The organism is Pseudomonas sp. Leaf129 (genome assembly GCF_001423465.1).
In the GTDB taxonomy this organism is placed as follows: domain Bacteria; phylum Pseudomonadota; class Gammaproteobacteria; order Pseudomonadales; family Pseudomonadaceae; genus Aquipseudomonas; species Aquipseudomonas coleopterorum.
On the sequence record NZ_LMOC01000001.1, the window covers coordinates 187,952 to 204,198 of the forward strand.

Annotated in this window: 28 protein-coding genes; 27 read left to right on the plus strand and 1 reads right to left on the minus strand. The window is 60.2% G+C overall.

Annotated elements, in window-relative coordinates:
* The first annotated feature begins 49 nt into the window (after nucleotides 1-49).
* From ASF66_RS00925 to ASF66_RS00970, 10 genes are all read left to right on the plus strand, one after another.
* Nucleotides 50-250, plus strand: a complete 201-nt coding sequence (locus ASF66_RS00925) for a hypothetical protein (protein WP_009048020.1) — start codon at nucleotides 50-52, stop codon at nucleotides 248-250.
* A gap of 19 nt (nucleotides 251-269) precedes the next feature.
* On the plus strand, nucleotides 270-482 hold the full coding sequence (locus ASF66_RS00930) for a hypothetical protein (protein WP_056842338.1): 213 nt from the start codon (nucleotides 270-272) through the stop codon (nucleotides 480-482).
* A gap of 86 nt (nucleotides 483-568) precedes the next feature.
* On the plus strand, nucleotides 569-1,324 hold the full coding sequence (locus tag ASF66_RS00935; protein ID WP_056842339.1) for a phage antirepressor KilAC domain-containing protein: 756 nt from the start codon (nucleotides 569-571) through the stop codon (nucleotides 1,322-1,324).
* Nucleotides 1,321-2,076 carry a DnaT-like ssDNA-binding domain-containing protein gene (locus ASF66_RS00940; protein ID WP_236707027.1) on the plus strand — a complete coding sequence of 252 codons (756 nt, stop codon included), beginning with the start codon at nucleotides 1,321-1,323 and terminating at the stop codon, nucleotides 2,074-2,076. The genes ASF66_RS00935 and ASF66_RS00940 overlap by 4 nt, the downstream gene beginning before the upstream one ends.
* Complete coding sequence (locus tag ASF66_RS00945) at nucleotides 2,073-2,777, plus strand: replication protein P (RefSeq protein ID WP_056842340.1); 705 nt, start codon at nucleotides 2,073-2,075, stop codon at nucleotides 2,775-2,777. The genes ASF66_RS00940 and ASF66_RS00945 overlap by 4 nt, the downstream gene beginning before the upstream one ends.
* Nucleotides 2,777-3,061: a hypothetical protein gene (locus ASF66_RS00950; protein ID WP_056842341.1), complete on the plus strand. Its 285-nt coding sequence runs from the start codon at nucleotides 2,777-2,779 to the stop codon at nucleotides 3,059-3,061. The genes ASF66_RS00945 and ASF66_RS00950 overlap by 1 nt, the downstream gene beginning before the upstream one ends.
* A complete protein-coding gene (locus tag ASF66_RS00955; RefSeq protein ID WP_056842342.1) occupies nucleotides 3,058-3,249 on the plus strand; it encodes a hypothetical protein in 192 nt (63 codons plus the stop codon). Before ASF66_RS00950 ends, ASF66_RS00955 begins: the two co-directional genes overlap by 4 nt.
* Entirely contained in the window at nucleotides 3,242-3,712 is a 471-nt protein-coding gene (locus ASF66_RS00960; RefSeq protein WP_056842343.1) for a hypothetical protein, read from the plus strand. Before ASF66_RS00955 ends, ASF66_RS00960 begins: the two co-directional genes overlap by 8 nt.
* A complete protein-coding gene (locus ASF66_RS00965) occupies nucleotides 3,709-4,293 on the plus strand; it encodes a recombination protein NinG (protein ID WP_056842344.1) in 585 nt (194 codons plus the stop codon). Before ASF66_RS00960 ends, ASF66_RS00965 begins: the two co-directional genes overlap by 4 nt.
* Entirely contained in the window at nucleotides 4,290-4,871 is a 582-nt protein-coding gene (locus tag ASF66_RS00970) for a hypothetical protein (RefSeq protein ID WP_056842345.1), read from the plus strand. The genes ASF66_RS00965 and ASF66_RS00970 overlap by 4 nt, the downstream gene beginning before the upstream one ends.
* Before the next feature lie 119 nt (nucleotides 4,872-4,990).
* Here the strand turns inward: ASF66_RS00970 and ASF66_RS00975 are convergent, their stop codons facing one another.
* On the minus strand, nucleotides 4,991-5,224 hold the full coding sequence (locus ASF66_RS00975; RefSeq protein WP_056842346.1) for a hypothetical protein: 234 nt from the start codon (nucleotides 5,222-5,224) through the stop codon (nucleotides 4,991-4,993).
* 209 nt (nucleotides 5,225-5,433) lie between these two features.
* Between ASF66_RS00975 and ASF66_RS00980 the strand changes: the two genes are divergently transcribed.
* Genes ASF66_RS00980 through ASF66_RS01055 form a run of 17 tightly spaced genes read left to right on the plus strand, consistent with a single transcriptional unit; the run spans nucleotide 5,434 to nucleotide 15,763 of the window.
* Nucleotides 5,434-5,748, plus strand: coding sequence for a phage holin, lambda family (locus ASF66_RS00980; RefSeq protein WP_162240064.1), 315 nt, complete (start codon nucleotides 5,434-5,436; stop codon nucleotides 5,746-5,748).
* Nucleotides 5,745-6,125: a hypothetical protein gene (locus tag ASF66_RS00985; protein WP_056842348.1), complete on the plus strand. Its 381-nt coding sequence runs from the start codon at nucleotides 5,745-5,747 to the stop codon at nucleotides 6,123-6,125. The genes ASF66_RS00980 and ASF66_RS00985 overlap by 4 nt, the downstream gene beginning before the upstream one ends.
* 28 nt (nucleotides 6,126-6,153) lie before the next feature.
* A complete protein-coding gene (locus tag ASF66_RS23025) occupies nucleotides 6,154-6,282 on the plus strand; it encodes a hypothetical protein (protein WP_269083333.1) in 129 nt (42 codons plus the stop codon).
* Between the two features lie 52 nt (nucleotides 6,283-6,334).
* Nucleotides 6,335-7,741, plus strand: coding sequence for a DUF1073 domain-containing protein (locus ASF66_RS00990; RefSeq protein ID WP_056842349.1), 1,407 nt, complete (start codon nucleotides 6,335-6,337; stop codon nucleotides 7,739-7,741).
* The gene (locus tag ASF66_RS00995) at nucleotides 7,686-8,603 is read left to right on the plus strand and encodes a phage head morphogenesis protein (RefSeq protein ID WP_236707028.1); all 918 of its coding nucleotides are present in this window, start codon (nucleotides 7,686-7,688) and stop codon (nucleotides 8,601-8,603) included. The genes ASF66_RS00990 and ASF66_RS00995 overlap by 56 nt, the downstream gene beginning before the upstream one ends.
* A gap of 12 nt (nucleotides 8,604-8,615) precedes the next feature.
* Entirely contained in the window at nucleotides 8,616-9,713 is a 1,098-nt protein-coding gene (locus ASF66_RS01000; protein ID WP_056842350.1) for a DUF2213 domain-containing protein, read from the plus strand.
* Nucleotides 9,713-10,222: a structural cement protein Gp24 gene (locus ASF66_RS01005; RefSeq protein ID WP_056842351.1), complete on the plus strand. Its 510-nt coding sequence runs from the start codon at nucleotides 9,713-9,715 to the stop codon at nucleotides 10,220-10,222. The genes ASF66_RS01000 and ASF66_RS01005 overlap by 1 nt, the downstream gene beginning before the upstream one ends.
* 11 nt (nucleotides 10,223-10,233) lie before the next feature.
* Nucleotides 10,234-11,211, plus strand: coding sequence for a major capsid family protein (locus ASF66_RS01010; RefSeq protein WP_056842352.1), 978 nt, complete (start codon nucleotides 10,234-10,236; stop codon nucleotides 11,209-11,211).
* A 9-nt stretch (nucleotides 11,212-11,220) separates the two neighbouring features.
* A complete protein-coding gene (locus ASF66_RS01015) occupies nucleotides 11,221-11,601 on the plus strand; it encodes a hypothetical protein (RefSeq protein WP_056842353.1) in 381 nt (126 codons plus the stop codon).
* 21 nt (nucleotides 11,602-11,622) lie between these two features.
* Entirely contained in the window at nucleotides 11,623-11,802 is a 180-nt protein-coding gene (locus ASF66_RS01020; RefSeq protein ID WP_056842354.1) for a hypothetical protein, read from the plus strand.
* A 40-nt stretch (nucleotides 11,803-11,842) separates the two neighbouring features.
* Nucleotides 11,843-12,286, plus strand: a complete 444-nt coding sequence (locus ASF66_RS01025) for a DUF4054 domain-containing protein (RefSeq protein WP_056842355.1) — start codon at nucleotides 11,843-11,845, stop codon at nucleotides 12,284-12,286.
* Nucleotides 12,283-12,780, plus strand: a complete 498-nt coding sequence (locus tag ASF66_RS01030; RefSeq protein ID WP_056842356.1) for a hypothetical protein — start codon at nucleotides 12,283-12,285, stop codon at nucleotides 12,778-12,780. The genes ASF66_RS01025 and ASF66_RS01030 overlap by 4 nt, the downstream gene beginning before the upstream one ends.
* Complete coding sequence (locus ASF66_RS01035) at nucleotides 12,780-13,199, plus strand: hypothetical protein (protein ID WP_056842357.1); 420 nt, start codon at nucleotides 12,780-12,782, stop codon at nucleotides 13,197-13,199. Before ASF66_RS01030 ends, ASF66_RS01035 begins: the two co-directional genes overlap by 1 nt.
* The gene (locus ASF66_RS01040; protein WP_056842358.1) at nucleotides 13,192-13,749 is read left to right on the plus strand and encodes a phage neck terminator protein; all 558 of its coding nucleotides are present in this window, start codon (nucleotides 13,192-13,194) and stop codon (nucleotides 13,747-13,749) included. Before ASF66_RS01035 ends, ASF66_RS01040 begins: the two co-directional genes overlap by 8 nt.
* The gene (locus tag ASF66_RS01045; protein WP_056842359.1) at nucleotides 13,733-14,863 is read left to right on the plus strand and encodes a DUF3383 family protein; all 1,131 of its coding nucleotides are present in this window, start codon (nucleotides 13,733-13,735) and stop codon (nucleotides 14,861-14,863) included. Before ASF66_RS01040 ends, ASF66_RS01045 begins: the two co-directional genes overlap by 17 nt.
* 13 nt (nucleotides 14,864-14,876) lie before the next feature.
* Nucleotides 14,877-15,281, plus strand: a complete 405-nt coding sequence (locus ASF66_RS01050; RefSeq protein ID WP_056842360.1) for a hypothetical protein — start codon at nucleotides 14,877-14,879, stop codon at nucleotides 15,279-15,281.
* On the plus strand, nucleotides 15,278-15,763 hold the full coding sequence (locus ASF66_RS01055; RefSeq protein ID WP_056842361.1) for a phage tail assembly chaperone: 486 nt from the start codon (nucleotides 15,278-15,280) through the stop codon (nucleotides 15,761-15,763). Before ASF66_RS01050 ends, ASF66_RS01055 begins: the two co-directional genes overlap by 4 nt.
* Nucleotides 15,764-16,247 lie beyond the last annotated feature (484 nt).

Sequence of the window (16,247 nt, forward strand, 5' to 3'; positions counted from 1 at the left end):
AATCATCCAAGCTGCTTAAACCCATTCACCACCCAGGAGTACCCCAAGCATGTACATGGATCCCAATCAAAAGCGCGCCATTCCGGTGAAGGTTCGTTTCGAACCTGTGCTTGACCGGATCTTGCGCCGCGCCGCAACCAAGACCCGCATGCAACACGCCACGTACCTGTACGAAATCATCGAGTGGGCGGTAGCCAACGGTGTGATCGAAGAGCTGATGCAGGACAAGCAAGAAGATATCGCGGGCTGAAGCCCCTTTGGAGGGCCAAATGACCGTTGAACTTGAAAAGCTGCCGCCTCAAACACGGCAAAGAGTCGAGGGATTGATGGCTGAGAACGGCTGGACGTTCAGCCAGGCCATCAACGCGATGATGGAAAGTGCGATCGCCAATGGAGCGCTTTCTGAAGTGGGCAGGAGGAAGGCGAAGGTTCTTCAACTGGTGACCCCAATGAGGGCCTCAGGCAGGGACTCTTCGGGGTAACTCAGAGGGCCTCTGCCAAATCCGAGACGAAAAAAAGCCGGGGTAGTGACCCGGCTTCTTAAACAACAACTTGTGGGACCGATTATATGCAAATCCATGCACAAGGCAATACCCACCATCCCGCGCCACGAAATGCGATCTCCGAAAACGTGGCGCCATTAGAAACAATGAGCAGCTTCGATCTGCTCGAGTTGGTGAATCAAGCCCGCGCCGAGCTCGGAGAGACTGAGGTTCGCCGTGCAGATTTCACTGCGCGCTGCCGGGATGAGTTGGAGGGGGAATACTACGAAACTTTCGTAGTAAGGAATGCGCGCGGCCCGGCGTCCGAAGGACTGCTGCTGACCCGTGATCAATGCATGCTGGTTTCAATGCGTGAATCGAAAGCGGTCCGCCGCTCCGTTGTTCGCAAGTTGAACGACCACGCCGCCCCCCGCGTGATCGCTACGCTCCCTGACTTCTCCAATCCGGCAGCCGCGGCGCGTGCTTGGGCTGAACAGTTTGAACTCCAGCAGGCTGCCAACCAAGCACTGGCCATAGCCGCGCCCAAGGTGGAGTTCGTCGACAAGTACGTCGATTCGACCGGGCTCAAGGGCTTCCGCCAGACCGCAAAGCTGCTGGGGGCCAATGAGGCCCGCTTCCGTGAGTTCCTGCTAGACAAGCGAATCATGTACCGCATGGGCGGGGAGTGGCAGGCCTATCAGCCTCACATCGACGCCGGCCGCTTCGACGTCAAGACCGGTACCAGCGAAAGCGGTCACGCTTTCAACCAGACCAAATTCACCCCCAAGGGCGTCACCTGGGTGGCCGGCCTATGGGCACAGTACAAACTGGAGGCCCAATGATGGCCGGCGACTGGATCAAATTCGAACTTACCACCATGGACAAGCCCGAGGTCTGCCAGATGGCAGATCTGGCCGGCATTGACCCTGATGCAGTGGTAGGAAAGCTGATGCGCGTATGGGGCTGGTTCGACCAGCAGACCCAGAATGGTAACGCTCCGAGCGTTAGTAAAAAGTTACTCGACCGTTCCGTGGGTGTTCCGGGTTTCTGCGAACACATGAAATCCGTCGGCTGGATGGCTGAGGCGGACGGCTGCATCAGCTTGCCCCATTTCGAGCGGCATAACGGCAAGACCGCCAAAAATAGGCTTCTCACCGCGAAACGGGTCGCTTCTCACAAGGCAGGTAACGCAAGAGGTAACGCTCCCACCGTTACTTCTGCGTTACCTAAAGAAGAGAAGAGAAGAGAAGATCAAAACCCACTCTCTGCGCAGGAAACTGTCGACCCTCGCATGCCCAGCGAAATGACCCTCGACTGGGCGCCTGACCAAAAGCTGCTCAAGACCTACGCCGTGCACTCGGGTGTGGCCCTGAACCTGTTTACCGAAGAGGCGCGCCGCGCTTTCACTGCTCACTACGAGCCGCGCGGTCAGGTGAATACTCAAGCCGAATGGGTGCAGATGCTGGTCAAGTGGGTGCTGAACGACCGCAACCGTGCCGCAGCCTCGAACATCCGGCCATTCCCAGCGCGCCAGAGCACTGAACCCGACTTCGACGACACCTCCTGGGCTGATGGCCTTGTGGTGAAGACATGAAGTCCGTGAACCAGCTGATGGCAGCAGCAACCAATCTGCCGGCGGTCGAGCCCACTCAGGCTATGCCCGTCTCCCCGGAAACTACCGAGGTCGTCAACGCACTGTTCCGCAAGCTGCGCGGGATCTTCCCAGCCTGGCGCCAGGCATGGCCATCCACCGAAGCGCTGAATGCTGCCAAGGAGGAATGGATCAAGGGTTTCGCTGCCGAGGGCATCCGTTCGCTCGAGCAGATCGAGTTCGGCATCCAGAACTGCCGCAAGGCCAAGAAGCCATTCGCTCCGAGCGTTGGCGAGTTCATTGCCCTGTGCAAACCGAGCCCGGAAGACTTCGGCATGCCGCCAGTGGCTGACGCATGGATCGAAGCGCTGATGGGCACCTACAGCCATGAAGCCGTCCACTTGGCAGCCAAAGCCACCGGCCTGTTCGATCTGCGCGGCGCCAAGCAGGACGACAAGGGGCTGCGCCAGCGCTTCGATCGCAACTACGACGTGATCCTGCGCCGCGCACAGGAAGGCCAGCCACTCGACGGCAAGATCCTGACCGGCATCGGGCACGACAGCCAGAAGAGCGAGCTGGAGATGGCCAGCGAGCGAGCGGATCGGCAGGCGCGGGAGCGGATCATCCAGCAGGGCATACCAGCAGACGGCGCCTCGGCGCGCGCGTTGTTGATGGCGAAATTCGGCAAGCGGAGGGCTTCGTGATGGGCAACGACAAGATGCGTGAGGAGTTCGAGTCGTGGCACAAAACCGAAGTTGCCAATTTCGTTGCCGCCGGCCAGATGCAGGCTGCCCGTGTTCTTAGCGAATTCAAGCAGACGGCTCTGGCGATCTGGGAAGCATCACGCGCCGCGGTGGTGGTGGAGCTGCCCGCCGTACGGGAGATCCAATATGGTCGTTGTGGGAATGAATACGATAGCGGGGTTAATTTTGGGGTCGAGCTATGTCGAGAAGCCATTGAAGCCGCCGGCCTGCAGGTGAAGCCATGATTGATCCTCGCCGAGTCTTCGTTACCGAGGTCGCCTTGTCCATGCTTGAGCAGTGGTATACGACATGGGAGGGGTTCCGGTCGCACAAGGACTCCACCATCCGGCGCCTGGCGCTGCATGCAAAAACGCGTGGACTGGTTTGCCATGACCGGACACTGGCTAAATCGGAGGTCGTGATCAATGACTGACAAGATCAGCGTGAACAGCGCCTCCAAGCTCTCCGAGGCTATCACCAAGCTCTCCGCGATGTACCGCGACAAGAAGTTCGTCGTGGTGAGCCTTCGGCCTGGCAAGGACCGCACACTGGATCAGAACGCTCTGTGGTTCGCCTTTTACAAGCGTATCGCGGAGATGACTCAGATCGGCGACGCCGCCGAAGCGCGCCGGTACTGCAAATTGCACATCGGCGTGCAGATCCTGCTGAACGAGGATGCCGAGTTCCAACAGGCCTGGTACCGGGTTATGCGTCATCTGTCGTACGAGGAGAAGCTGGCGATGATGGGTGATTGCAAGCTCTTCGGCCCGGACGGTTTTCCGGTGACCAGCCTGTTCAATCGAGCCCAGGGCATCGCGTACACCGACCGCATCGTGGCTGAGTTTTCAGGCAAAGGCGTTTTCTTCGGCGATCTGCTCGGGGAGAAGGCCGCATGAGCCTGGCCATCAAGAACCCTCGACCGAAGAAGTGCAAGGTTGCCACCTGCAGGGCCTCATTCGTGCCTACCAAGAGCTTTCAGACCTGGTGCAGCCCTGACTGCGCCGTGGTGATCGTTCGTGCCAAGCAGGCATCCGAGCGGAAGTCGTTCGAGCAGCGCGAACGCCGCGAGATCAAGGTCCGCAAGGAGAAGCTGAAGAGCAGGGCGGATCACCTCAAGGAGACGCAAACCGTGTTCAACGAGTGGATCCGCCTGCGTGATTCAGGCCTGCCCTGTGTGAGCTGTGGCCGTCACCACGAAGGCCAATACCATGCCGGGCATTACCGCACGGTTGCTGCCAGCCCCGAGCTGCGCTTCGAGCCGCTGAACGTCCACAAACAATGCGCGCCCTGCAATAACCACAAGTCCGGAGACATCGTGAACTACCGGATCAACCTGGTGCATCGCATCGGGGCCGAGAAGGTGGATTGGATCGAAGGGCCTCATGAGCCCCAGCGCTACGCGATCGAGCAGTTGAAAGAGATCAAGGCGCACTACCGGGCGCTGATACGAGAATTGAAGGAGAGGGAGTCGGCATGAACATCAACTCAGCACGCCAGGCCTGGCATGACTGCACCTACAACCCTGCTCCCGGCCAGACCTCTGATGTCGTCCAGCTGGGCGTGGTAGTGCAGAAGACCGAACGCGGGCCAACAGCCAATCACGCGATGCACAGTGCGCTGGCAGGCCACATCCAATCCGCAATCGCCCGGCTTCACCCGCAGGTCCGATTATTCGGGGAGTTCATGTACGCCGCCAACCGGGATGACGATATCCGGGAGGCAGCAGAGGCGCTGGTGTTCGGTATGGTGGTTTCGAAGTCCAAGCGCATGACCGCGGCGAAGCGCGAAAAGCTCGAGTACGTGGTCAAGGGGGTGATGCGCCGGTACCGCTACATGCACCAGGGTGGGCAGTCGGCCAACGAAGATCCGCTGAGCAAGCCTGAGGGGTTTCGTTCGTGGCTGATGGCCGAGTACGGCGTCCGCCTCGAATCCTTCAACTGGGACCGGGATTGGGAGTCGGTTGTGAGGCTGACATTCGACTGCTGCGAAGACTTGGATCGGCTTGCACTGAGCCCGGTTGCCGCCGTGATTTACCAGATGAAAGAGGCCGCTTGACTTCCCGTGCGGCTCAGGGCAGAATTTCTCCATAGTTACAGTTTTGCCTTCGGCAAATTTGAAAGTCACACAAGAAAACCCGGCCAATGTGCCGGGTTTTTTTGTTTGTGTTATTTGATTCAGACCCTTGTTACCAATTCGCCCGTAGAAACGATCTCGAATTCGGTGTCGCTTTGGCGATTCGCATTACCTCCCCCCGCGACCTTGAATTGCTTGAGTCCATCGGCCCATTTGTTATCCGCAGGATTCAAAAACTCATGATAGGTCTGGTGTGTGATCTCAATCATATCGTAGACCTTGCCTGACTCAGACTTCACCTTGAACGCATCTGTCTGCTGCTGCCTGGATTTCATCTGATCTTCCTTGTGTGATGGTTGAAGGCTGAAGATAGCATGCCAAATGTGGGTGTGAATGGGCGCGATTGCGATGTACCTATTCAGGGCCTCGATCTATATCAAGGTCTTATTGTTTTCGATTCCGCCACGCCCATCGCTCCGAGCTGGGAGTGCAGTCGGGATCGGATCTATCAATCTCCCCTTGGGGAGTTACCCGGATGCCTAACATGCCTGACAAGCCAGACACATGGGCCAAGATCTGGCTGGCGTTGAGCAATCCGCTCTGGCAGGGCGTGATCATGTCCATCACCGTATCGCTACTTCGAGTCATGTACGACGCGAAGGAAACCAGCAAGCGCCGTATAGTTTTTGAGGCGCTTATCTGTGGGTCGCTGAGCCTGGTTGCGTCCAGCGTTATCGAGTGGATGGCGTGGCCTCCGAGCCTGTCTGTTGCTGCAGGAGGGACTATTGGATTCCTCGGCGTGACGGCCATTCGTGAATTGGTGACCCGCTTTCTGGGCCGCAAGGCGGATGCAGCATGAAAACTATCGCTGCAGGGATCATCATCGGTCTGGTTGCACTGCTGCTTGTAGGCATCCAGCAATACCGGGTCGTAGCACTGCAGGCCATGGTCAGCGTAGAGACCAAGGGCAAGAACGACGCCATAGCCGCAAACCTCGAAAGCCAGAAGACCATCACCACGCTCCAAGGTGAGGCCAAGCGCAACGCCGACTACCTGGCTGACTTGAACAAGCGACTGAAGGCCAGCGAGCAAAAAGCCCAGCAGGCGAGGAAAGACTTTGAACAACTCAAGCGCACCAGCAAGCCTGTTCGTGATTGGGCTGCTCAGCCTCTTCCTGACGGCCTGCGCGGGAAGCCCGCAACCGGTAGCGGTAAAGACAACCGCGGTAAGAATTGAGGCGCCCGAGATGGTGCCGTGTGAGCGGGTGAGCGCAACCGAAGACGACCTGGCGCTGAATGGCGACCTCTGGGCATTGAAGGATCGAGCCATCAACCTGCTCGACACCTGTGCTGACCAGGTAGACGCGCAGATCCTCCGCAGCCAGACCAAATAGCTCGCGCCACAAATTCACCACCGCCATTTCGTGGCGCGGGACAGATCATTTTATGACCACATCAAAACCGCGAATCCAGATTCAGGACGGTAAGGTCGTAACCACCGACAGCCTTTCGAACATGGTCGCCAACATCGGCACCAATCGCGACAAGCGCACGCACAGCCAATTCGGCTTCGAGTTCGTCAATCAGGTAGAGCTGGAAGCGGCGTATCAGTCCAACTGGCTGGCCCGGCGCATCGTCGACAAACCGAACGAGGATGCCCTGCGTGAGTGGCGCGCATTCAACGGCAAGCAGGCCAAGCAGATCGCTACCGAAGAGCGCCGCCTGGGTGTGCAGCAAGCCTACCTCGACACCTGCTGCTGGGCTGACCTGTACGGTGGCGCGGCGCTGCTGATGGTGACCGGTCAGGATCTGGGCAGACCGCTCGACCTGGACAAGATCAAGAAGGGCGGACTGAAGAACCTGGTGGTGTTCGACCGCTGGGATATCCAGCCGATGGACTTCAACTACTCCGACCCGCTCGCCAGCAACTGGATGCTCCCCGAGTTCTACATGATGGTGAACGGGACGCAGCCTATTCACCACAGCCACATCATCCGCCGCACTGGGGCACGCCTGCCGCGTCGTATGCGCATGTTTGAGCAAGGCTGGGGTGATAGCCGTCTGCGTCGTTGCATGGCCGATCTGCGTGATGTGGTGGCGACCAAGGGGGGCATCGCCTCTCTGGTGCTGGAGGCAAATGTTGATACAGTCAGCGTCAAGGGTCTAAAGGCTGCTCTCGCCAGCGCACAGTGTGACAATGTAACCGAGCGATATCGCATGTTCGGCATGCTCAAGTCCATCGTGAACCTTGGGCTCCTGGACGCCGAGAGCGAAACGTATGAGCGCAACAGCATCTCGTTCTCCGGCCTCAGTTCGATCATGGAGCAATTCATGGTGTGGACGGCCGGCGCGGCCGAGATGCCGGTAACTGAGTTATGGGGCCAATCGGCCTCAGGGCTTGGCGCTACGGGTGACGGTGACCTGAAGACCTACCACGGCACCATCAAGGGTAAGCAGGACGGCCAGATGCGTCTGGACCTCGAAGCCCTCGACCAGGTGCTGATCCGCTCGGCGCTGGGTGCCTACCCCGACGAAATCGAGTTCGAGTGGAATCCTCTGGCGCAGACGTCTGGTGTCGAGCAGGCACAGGAAGACCTTGCAGAGGCTCAGGCCGACTCGCTCTACCTGGAGAACGGTGTAATTCGTCCAAGCCACGCCATGCGCAAGGCTCAGGCGAAAGGCACCTACGCCATCACCGACGAACAGATCGCCGCGCAAGAGAAGCTGGAGAAGGATCAAGCCGATGGCAATTTCGACGACGGCGAAGGCCTCCCGGGTTTCTCCCTTGGCAAGTCTGATGGCGATGAACAAGGCGGCACGGGAAAAGCGGAAAAAGAAACCCCAAGCGCCTAAGGCCATCTACCCCAGCAAAGAGGCAGAGCAGTACTACCGCGGCCAACTGCGCGGACTGGTGCGGCTGATGGCCTCCGAGCTGGTTGCCGCGGTCGAGCCTGAGCTGAAGCGCTTGAGGCCCGACTACATCGCCGACAGCCGCATCACCCTGGACGGCAGCTGGACTGACGAGATCCTGAAGGCCATTCGCAGCGTGTCCCAGCGCTTCATCTCGCCCCTGTTCGAGGCACAGATACAGCGGGTGGCGGCCAGCACGATCAGCCGGGCCGAAGCCGATAACGCACAGGCGTTCCGCGACTCGGTGAATAAGGCCGTCGGCATCGACTTCCAGATGATTGCCAGACCCCAGGGGATGCAGAACTACCTTGAGGCCTCGACGGCTGAAAACGTCAACCTGATCAAGTCCATCCCGGCCGACTACTTCCGCAAGGTCGAGTCGCTGGTGCTTGGCGGGATGAAGGAAGGTCTGGCCCCCACGGTCATTGCCAAGCAGATCCAGCAGGAAACCGGTGTCACCGCCCGGCGAGCCAAGCTCATCGCACGTGACCAGATATCACAGCTCAATTCGGACCTGACCCGACAGCGCCAAGTGGCCGCCGGCATCACCTTCTACAAGTCGGTGGATGCTGATGACCAGCGGGTGTCGGGCAATCCGGCCGGCAAGTACCCGAACGCCAAGATCAGTTGCTATGGCATCGCCCGGCAGGACATCGGCCACGGCCCGGGTGTGTACCCCATCGCCGACGGCGCCTCATGGGGCGGCAAGACTGGCCTGCACCCAGGCAAGCACCACCCGCTATGCCGCTGCGTCGCCATCGCCATGATCCCCGGCGTGAACTACTTCCCCGACAAGAACGGGTAACACATGAAACGAATGACCATCGACGAGACGTTCGCGCCTACGTCTCGCTTCCTCACGCCGGAAGGTTTCCTCTGCGTGAAAGGGATTGCAGCGCGCACCGGGGTCTATCAGTACCTCTCAAGCGAGCTGGACCTGGACGGGCCTGAGCGCATCGTCAACGTCTACCGATCCCCCGAAGAGGTGTTCTCGCCTGAGTCCATGGCGACGTACCTGCACAAGGACGTAACCAACGACCATCCCGCCGACCTCGTCGACTCGAAAACCTTCAAGGATGTGTCGGTTGGCCACGTGCGCGGTGTTGAACGCGACGGCGACAACCTGATCGTCGACATGATCATCAAGGACCAATCGGCCATCGACGACATCCAGTCGGGCAAGGCCGAGCTGTCCCCTGGCTACCTGGCCGAGTACGTGGAAGCCCCCGGCATCGACCCGGTGTCCGGTATCGCCTACGAGTACGTGCAGCGGGACATACAGATCAACCACAACGCGGTTGTAGAAGCAGCGCGGGCCGGAAAGGTCGCCCGCATTTTTGACCACAAACCGAAAGGTATTCCCAATATGGCGACCCGGAAAGTCTTCCTAGACTCCAAGAAAAGCCGCTCCATCATTCTGGACGAAGAGGCCGCACAGGTAGTCGAAGACGCCGTGTCTGCCCTGCAACGCTTCGCTGACGAGCAATCTGAACGCGCCGACAAGGCCGAGGCCACCAAGGACTCCGCTGAGGAAGAGCTGGAGGAAGCCAAAAAGGCCACTTCTGATTCTGCTATCGGCCTGCGCGTCAAAGCCACCCTCGACACCATCGCCCTGGCCGGCAAGGTCGTGAAGTCATTCGACGCCAAAGGCCTGGTCTCTCCGCTCGAGATCAAGCGCGCCGCCATGGCGCAGCTCAAGCCGACCCGCGACTGGGCTACCAAGTCCGAGGCCTACGTGGTCGCCGCCTTCGATGCTGCTGCTGACGAAGCTGCCGAGAAGGATGACGACGAAGACGAAGACGGCACCAAAACCAACGACAGCCTGCGCCAGTTCGCCAAGGACGCCATCAACGCGCCGAAGCTGACCACCGACGGCTCCACTGCCTACGACAAGTTCCTGCGAGGTGAAAAGTAATGGCGACCGCATTCGATACGTTCGGCCAATACGCCGGCAAGGCCTTCGAGGGCCAAATCAATGACCTGGCAATGGCAGACGTCACCAGCGTCGTCGCTGAAGTGGCGATTCCCTTTGCTCGCGCGGTTGTTGTCGGCTCCGCTGCCAAGCGCGGCAAGCTGCCCGCTGCGGCTGCTGGGTTCTTCCTGGGCATCTCCGTCCGCAAACCGGTAGGCGTGAGCGGCACCTACATGACCGGCCAGGCTGTCGACAACGGCAATACCGTCGGCGCCTACCGCGTCAACGAGGAAGTCAGCCTGGTCAGCCACGGCCGTGTCTGGGTCAAGACCCTTGGCGGCGCGGTAGTCGGTGGCAAGGTCTACGCGCTGCCCACCACCGGTGAGCTGACCAACGCCGCGACCGCTGGCAACCATGAACTGGTGGGGTGCTCTTTCCTGACCGCTGCCGCCGCCGGCGAGCTGGCCCTGGTGCAAGTGAAAGCCATCGCCAACACCACTCTCGCCGCTTAAGGATCGAACGAATGAAGACTTTCGACGCTTCCCCCCAGGCGCAACTGGGCTTCCTGATTGGTCAGCTGACCTACGTTGAACAGGAAGTGCTGCGCCAGCCGTACGCCGATATCAAGTACCCCACGATCCTGACCGTGGACACCTCCGCCCCGGACTACGTCGAGTCCATCGCCTTCAAGGTGCTCGACTACAAGGGTGAGCCTGCACCGATCGGTGACGTCTCCCACGACTTCCCCCTGGCTGAAATCGCAGCCAAGGTCGGCGGTGTGGACGTTGTCCAGGCCGGCCTGGGCTACACCTACACCCAGATCGAAGTCGGTAAGGCCATGCAGATGGCCAGCGCCCAAGGCTTCGGTGGTGCGATCAACTACCTGGCCGAGAAGCCAATCGCTACTCGCACCCTGACCGAGCAGTGGCTGGACCGTGTTGCGTTCGTAGGCGATGCGCGCTGGCCTTCGCTGGCCACCGGCGGCCTGATCAAGTACCCCGGCGTGCCGATCTTGGCAACCGGCACGCTGCTGGGCGGTGCGAACAAGACCATTGCCCAGATCCTGGCCCAATCGCCTGATGCTGCCGCTCAAGAGCTGCTGACCCTGCTGAACAACCTGATCCTTCAGGTCTACCAGGTGCAGACCAACAGCATCTTCCGCCCGACGCATATCCTGCTGCCGCTCAAGCAATACGGCCAGCTGACCACCTTCCGAATCCCGAACACCTCGGAAACGCTGATCAGCTACCTGGAGCGCGTGCTCAAAGTCACGTTCGAGCCGATCCTGCAGTTGGCCGGCGCAGGTGTTGGCGGCACTGACCGGATGATGGCCTATACCAAGAATCCTCAGTTCGCCAAGTTCCACCTGCCCATGCCGTTCACTCTGAACGCGCCGATCCCGTCTCACGGCGGCCTGCGCTTCGAAGCGGCCGGTGTCGTACGCACCGCCGGTACCGAGCTGCGGGTTCCGCTGTCCCACGCCTACGTCGACGGCATCTAAGGGGGTCCCATGACTTCGAAGAAGGTTTACACCAACGTCACCGCCAGCCCCGTGGTGCTTTCCAATGGCACCACTGTTGGCGCCGGCGAGCAGACCACCGAAGAGCAGTACGAACTGGCCAAGGGTTCGTTCTGGGAGGAGCACGGCGTGCTCGTCTCGGGCGAACCGAAGCTCAGCGATGACGGCTCTCGCCAGATCGACGATCTGCGCGCAGAGAACGACAAGCTGCGTGAGGACCTGTTCAATGAGCAGGCCAAATCGCAGAAGCTGGAAGCGGACGCCAAGGACATGCCCGCCGAACTGGAGAAGGTTCGCAAGAGCCTGATCGACGAGCAAGCGCGGTCGCAGAAGCTGGAAGCGGATCTGAAGGCCGCCCTGGCCAAGAAGTAAGCGGCACCTGCGGAGAATCGTATGGCCTCCATCACCAACACCAGTTCGCACCGGATCGACATCGCTGATTTGTCCTTGGCGCCTGGCGAGGCCATCGAGCACTTCGATGATGCTGATGCGGAGCGGCTGAAAAGCTCCATGTTCTTCAAGGCAGGCTGGCTCAAGATCGAGCCGACGCCTGAACCCGTAGCACCCGAATAGCCCCGCCCAGTGCGGGGCTTTCACTTTCTGGAGTTTTCACATGGCCGAGCTGACCATCGAAGTAACGGCCGAGATCATTGCCGACTTCCGAGTGTTCTACCCTGAATTTTCTGAAAGCGCCGTTTGGTCTGATGCCCAGATCACCCGGGCGCTGTACATCTCGCGTGGCGAGTTCGGCGGCTGTGGCTGTGCCGGATGGGGCGACTACAAGCCCTATTCGTTCCTGCAGCGCGGCTGGTTCGCCCTCGCAGCGCATTACCTGACCTGGCTCAAGATGCAGACCGCTGCCACTTCGGCAGACGGTAGCGCGTCGACGCCATACGCCCAGGCCAGCAAGAGCGTGCGAGATGAATCCGTGTCCTACGTCATCCCGGCCGCAAACGCAGCGCTCACGATGTGGGAAGCGGCTCTGGCACTGACTCCGTACGGCGTCGAGTACCTGCACCTGCGCTCGCGGGCTGCCATGGGGGCGATCTGCGTATGATTCGGCTATTCACGAACCTCATCAACACGCAGAAGGTCAAGTTCGCCCTCAAGGGGCTTGAACAGCGTATGGCGCAGGACGCCCTAGTCTTGGTCGGCGTTCCCAAAGGCGCCGGCAGCTACGAGGACGGATTGACCATCGCCACTATCGCCGCGGTGAACAACTTCGGCTCTGCGGACGGAACCGTTCCCCCGCGACCTTTCCTCGTTCCGGCCATCGACAAAGGCTCGCCCCAGTACCGGCGCCTCGCCGAGATCATGCTTCCAAAGGTGATGGCAGGTGAGATGGACATGCGCGTACTACTTGAGCAGATGGGCAACCTGGCTGAAGGGCATGTGAAGCAGGAGATCACTGACCTGCGAATTCCGCCCAACGCTGCGTCCACTATCTCCAAGAAAGGCTCGGACAACCCGTTGATCGACACCGGTGCGCTGCGCCAGTCCATCCGCTATGTCGTCGACGACGGCAAAGAAGCTATCGAAGAGGGTCTGTGATGGGCCTGAACATGCGCGGCCACGTCAGCGGCCCATTCATCACCCATAGGGGCGTTCAGCTCAATCGCTACGACAGTCGCGTTGTGGACTTCGAGCAGAGGCTGACCCTGGTCTACTTCGACAGATTCGATGCCAACGTCCAGCCGGTGAGCGACAAGGAAATCGAGTTCTTCCAGATCGGCGCCGAGCGAATCAACGACGTGCGCGTCATCCACCGCAACGACGGCAAGGGCATCGAGGTATCCACCACCGGAAAGCTGGCCGACATCCTCGTCTTCGCGGAGACGCCGGACAAGCCGGCCACCTGGTGGAAGTCCATCGCCACCGATTACCGCCCTTGGCACAACTTCTGTCGCGCGGTAATCGCCAAGCTCGACCCGAGCGAGATCGCCAAGCTGCAGGGGCAGACCAATGCTTGATACCAAGGCGCTGTGCAAGACGGTCTGCCGCATCGTCGTCGCGGCCACCGGACTGCCAGCCGACCACGTCATCATCGGTGATCCAGGCGGCCCAGCGCCGGCTGGCTCCTACTGCGCCGTCCGCCTGCAGAACCCTGAGCAGTTCGGCCAGGCCCACGCCACACAGCGTGATGTGCCGGCCCTCGACGATCCCCAGTACGAGGACATCATCGTCAGGGTGGCGACCCAGTTCACCCTGGGCTTCAGCGTCAACTTTTACCGGGGCGGCGCCGTGGCGAACGCAGCGGCGCTATGCGAGGCCAACAAGCGAGAGCCGGTCAAGTCTCTGCTCCGCTCGGCAAAGCTCGGATGGTCCCGTGTCTCCGGCATCAACAATCTCACCGGCCTTTACCAGGGCGGCATGGAAGAACGAGCCCAGCTCACCCTCTACCTCTACGGCGAATCCATCGCAGAAGACCGCGTGCAGCGGATCTATCGCGTCGGCTTCGAAGTGCAAACCGAACAATCTGGCGCGATCGCGCAAGGGGAAGTAAATGGCTTATCCGGCTGAAAGCATCATCAACATCAACGCGCTGATCAGTTCGGCCGGACTCGGCACTGCCAACTTCGGCGCGGGCATGTTCTTCGCTGATTTCGACTCGTCCAGCGACGCCACCTTCACCGCTGGCACCTATCGCGACTACGGCTCGGCCTCGGCTGTTGCCGTGGACTTCGACATCGCATCTGATCCATACCGAGCCGCGTTGGCCTGGTTCTCGGCGCTACCTAAGCCCAAGACCCTGCGCGTCTATCTACGCATCGAGGAAGACACCCCTGTCGAGTCGCTGAATGACGCGATCAACAAGGGCATCTGGTTCTACTGGCACGAATTCGAAACCGCCATCCGCGCCAATATTGCGGACGTGCTCGCCCTGCAGGCCGCCTCCGATGCCGCTGGCAAATTCTGGCCGCTCACCACCAATGACGCCGCCGTGCGCGACCCATCCTTGACCACTGACGTCGTCAGCCAGGCCAGGGCCAAGGGCTCGCGCCGCATGTTCCTTCTGAGCCACGCCACCGCGCCTTACGCGGGCTTCGAACTGGCTGCAGTGTTCAGCCGCGTCAACTTCAATGCTGCGAATACCACCATCACCGGTGAGTTCAAGAAGCTGCCTGGCATAACCGCCGAGAACCTGACCCTGACCGCCTACAGCGCGATGAAGCAGAAAGGCGCCGTGTTCTACACCGTTGTCGAGACCGGCGGCGAGCAGGATAGCGGGCGCGTCATCAACTCGAAGACGACGTCCACTTACGGCGAGTTCATCGATGACGTGTTCAACCTGGATGCCTTCGTCAACTTCCTCACCGTTGGCCTGTACAACGCTCTGGCGAAGGTGCCGACCAAGATCAAGCAGACGCCCGAGGGCCAGCAGATCTTGATCGACGCGGCCGCACAAATCGGCGAGAAGTTCATCGACAACGGCTATTTGGGTGCTCGCAACTACACCAGCGAAACCACCGGCGAGGAAGTTCTTAGCCGTGGCTACGAAGTGCTCACCGTCGCCAACGACATCCTCGACATTTCCGACGCTGAGCGCTCTGCGCGCGGCGCGGCCCCCATCACCATGCGCATCTTTCGAGCTGGCGCTATTCATGCGGTCGACGTCACCGTCAACGTTGATTAAGGAGCGCTAGACCATGGCACTGAATGACCTGTCTGTAGAAAACACGATCGTCGTGATAACCGGTGTCGGTGTGATCGATGATTGGGGCCGAACTGACCCGCCTTTCATCGTTGAGCCGATCGACGATCAGGCGAACCTCAGTCGCGGTCTGGGCGGCAACGCGGTTCGCTTCCACCGCAAGAATCCCGGCCTGCGCCTGACTGTGAACCTGATGCCCGGCAGCCCGCAAGCTCTGGCGCTGCAGGCTCAGGTAACGGCCAAATCGGAGGTGTCGGGCTCGTATGCATCCATTGCAGGGCTTGAAGGTGCCGTCTTCTCCGAGGGCGTTGTGACCCGCGGCAAGTCGATGGCTCGCGGCGGCCCAGGCATGAACGACGCTACCTTCATCATGGAATTCAACAAGGGCGTGATCGTATGAACCAGGCCGAGTTGATGGTTCGCACTATCGAGTTCGAGGGTGTTACCTACCGCTTCGCCATGCCGAGCGCCGAGAAGCAGCGCGCGATTCTATTCCGGCTGGGCAAGTATGGCGTCGAGCCCATGATTCGCGGTCTAGCGCTGGCCGAGGTCGGCGCCAGTTCGTCGATCGCGGTCGCTGGCGGCATCGTCGGCACCATGCTGGCGCGGATTCCCGAAGACGACTTCAACTTCATTTGCGACTCGCTGCTGGGCAAGCTCTTCGTAGAAGGCAGCACCACGCCGGTGACGCTGAATGATTTCTCGGGTCGGCTGAAGACCTACTTCACCGTGGTAGTGCTCGCCTTGGGCACCACCTTCGAGGATTTTACCGGACTCCTGACCCTCTTCCAGAAATCTACCGATTCAGCCGAGGCGGTGGTTCCGGGCCAGGAGAGCGAATCAACCCCGCAGTCGACTGGGAGCTCTGGCGACCTTGCATAGGCATCCCCGGCCTGTGTCCACCGCTATGTCAGTACAAGGACCTGCAGGACGGCACCTACTCACTTGGGTGGGTGAAGCGCGCCAACTTGGCCATGGACGAAATGCTCTACGCACGACACCTGTCAGATCTCAGTCGAGACAGCTGAGCCAGCTGGCGCCGGGCATTTCCCCCATGACGATGCTCCGTCGCGAGGGTTGATCTTTTGTGGGCACCAGCCCGCCTGCTTCAGCTCGTCAATGACACTGTCGCGTTCGCTGCAGTACTCATGCGTCAACGCCTGATCCCCCGAGCCGCCTCTGCACTTTTCGTTCAGCTCCTCGGCAAGACCTATCAAGGGCTGCACTCGCTGCAGCTTGCTGTCGGCGTTGGCCATGGGCGCGAATAGAGCAATCGCGAATAGAGCTGATGCCGCTGGGTAGTTGGTTCTCATGGGGGCGCCCTGACATTTGCGGAAAACCACATTTTAGCCCAGGCACAGTCGCA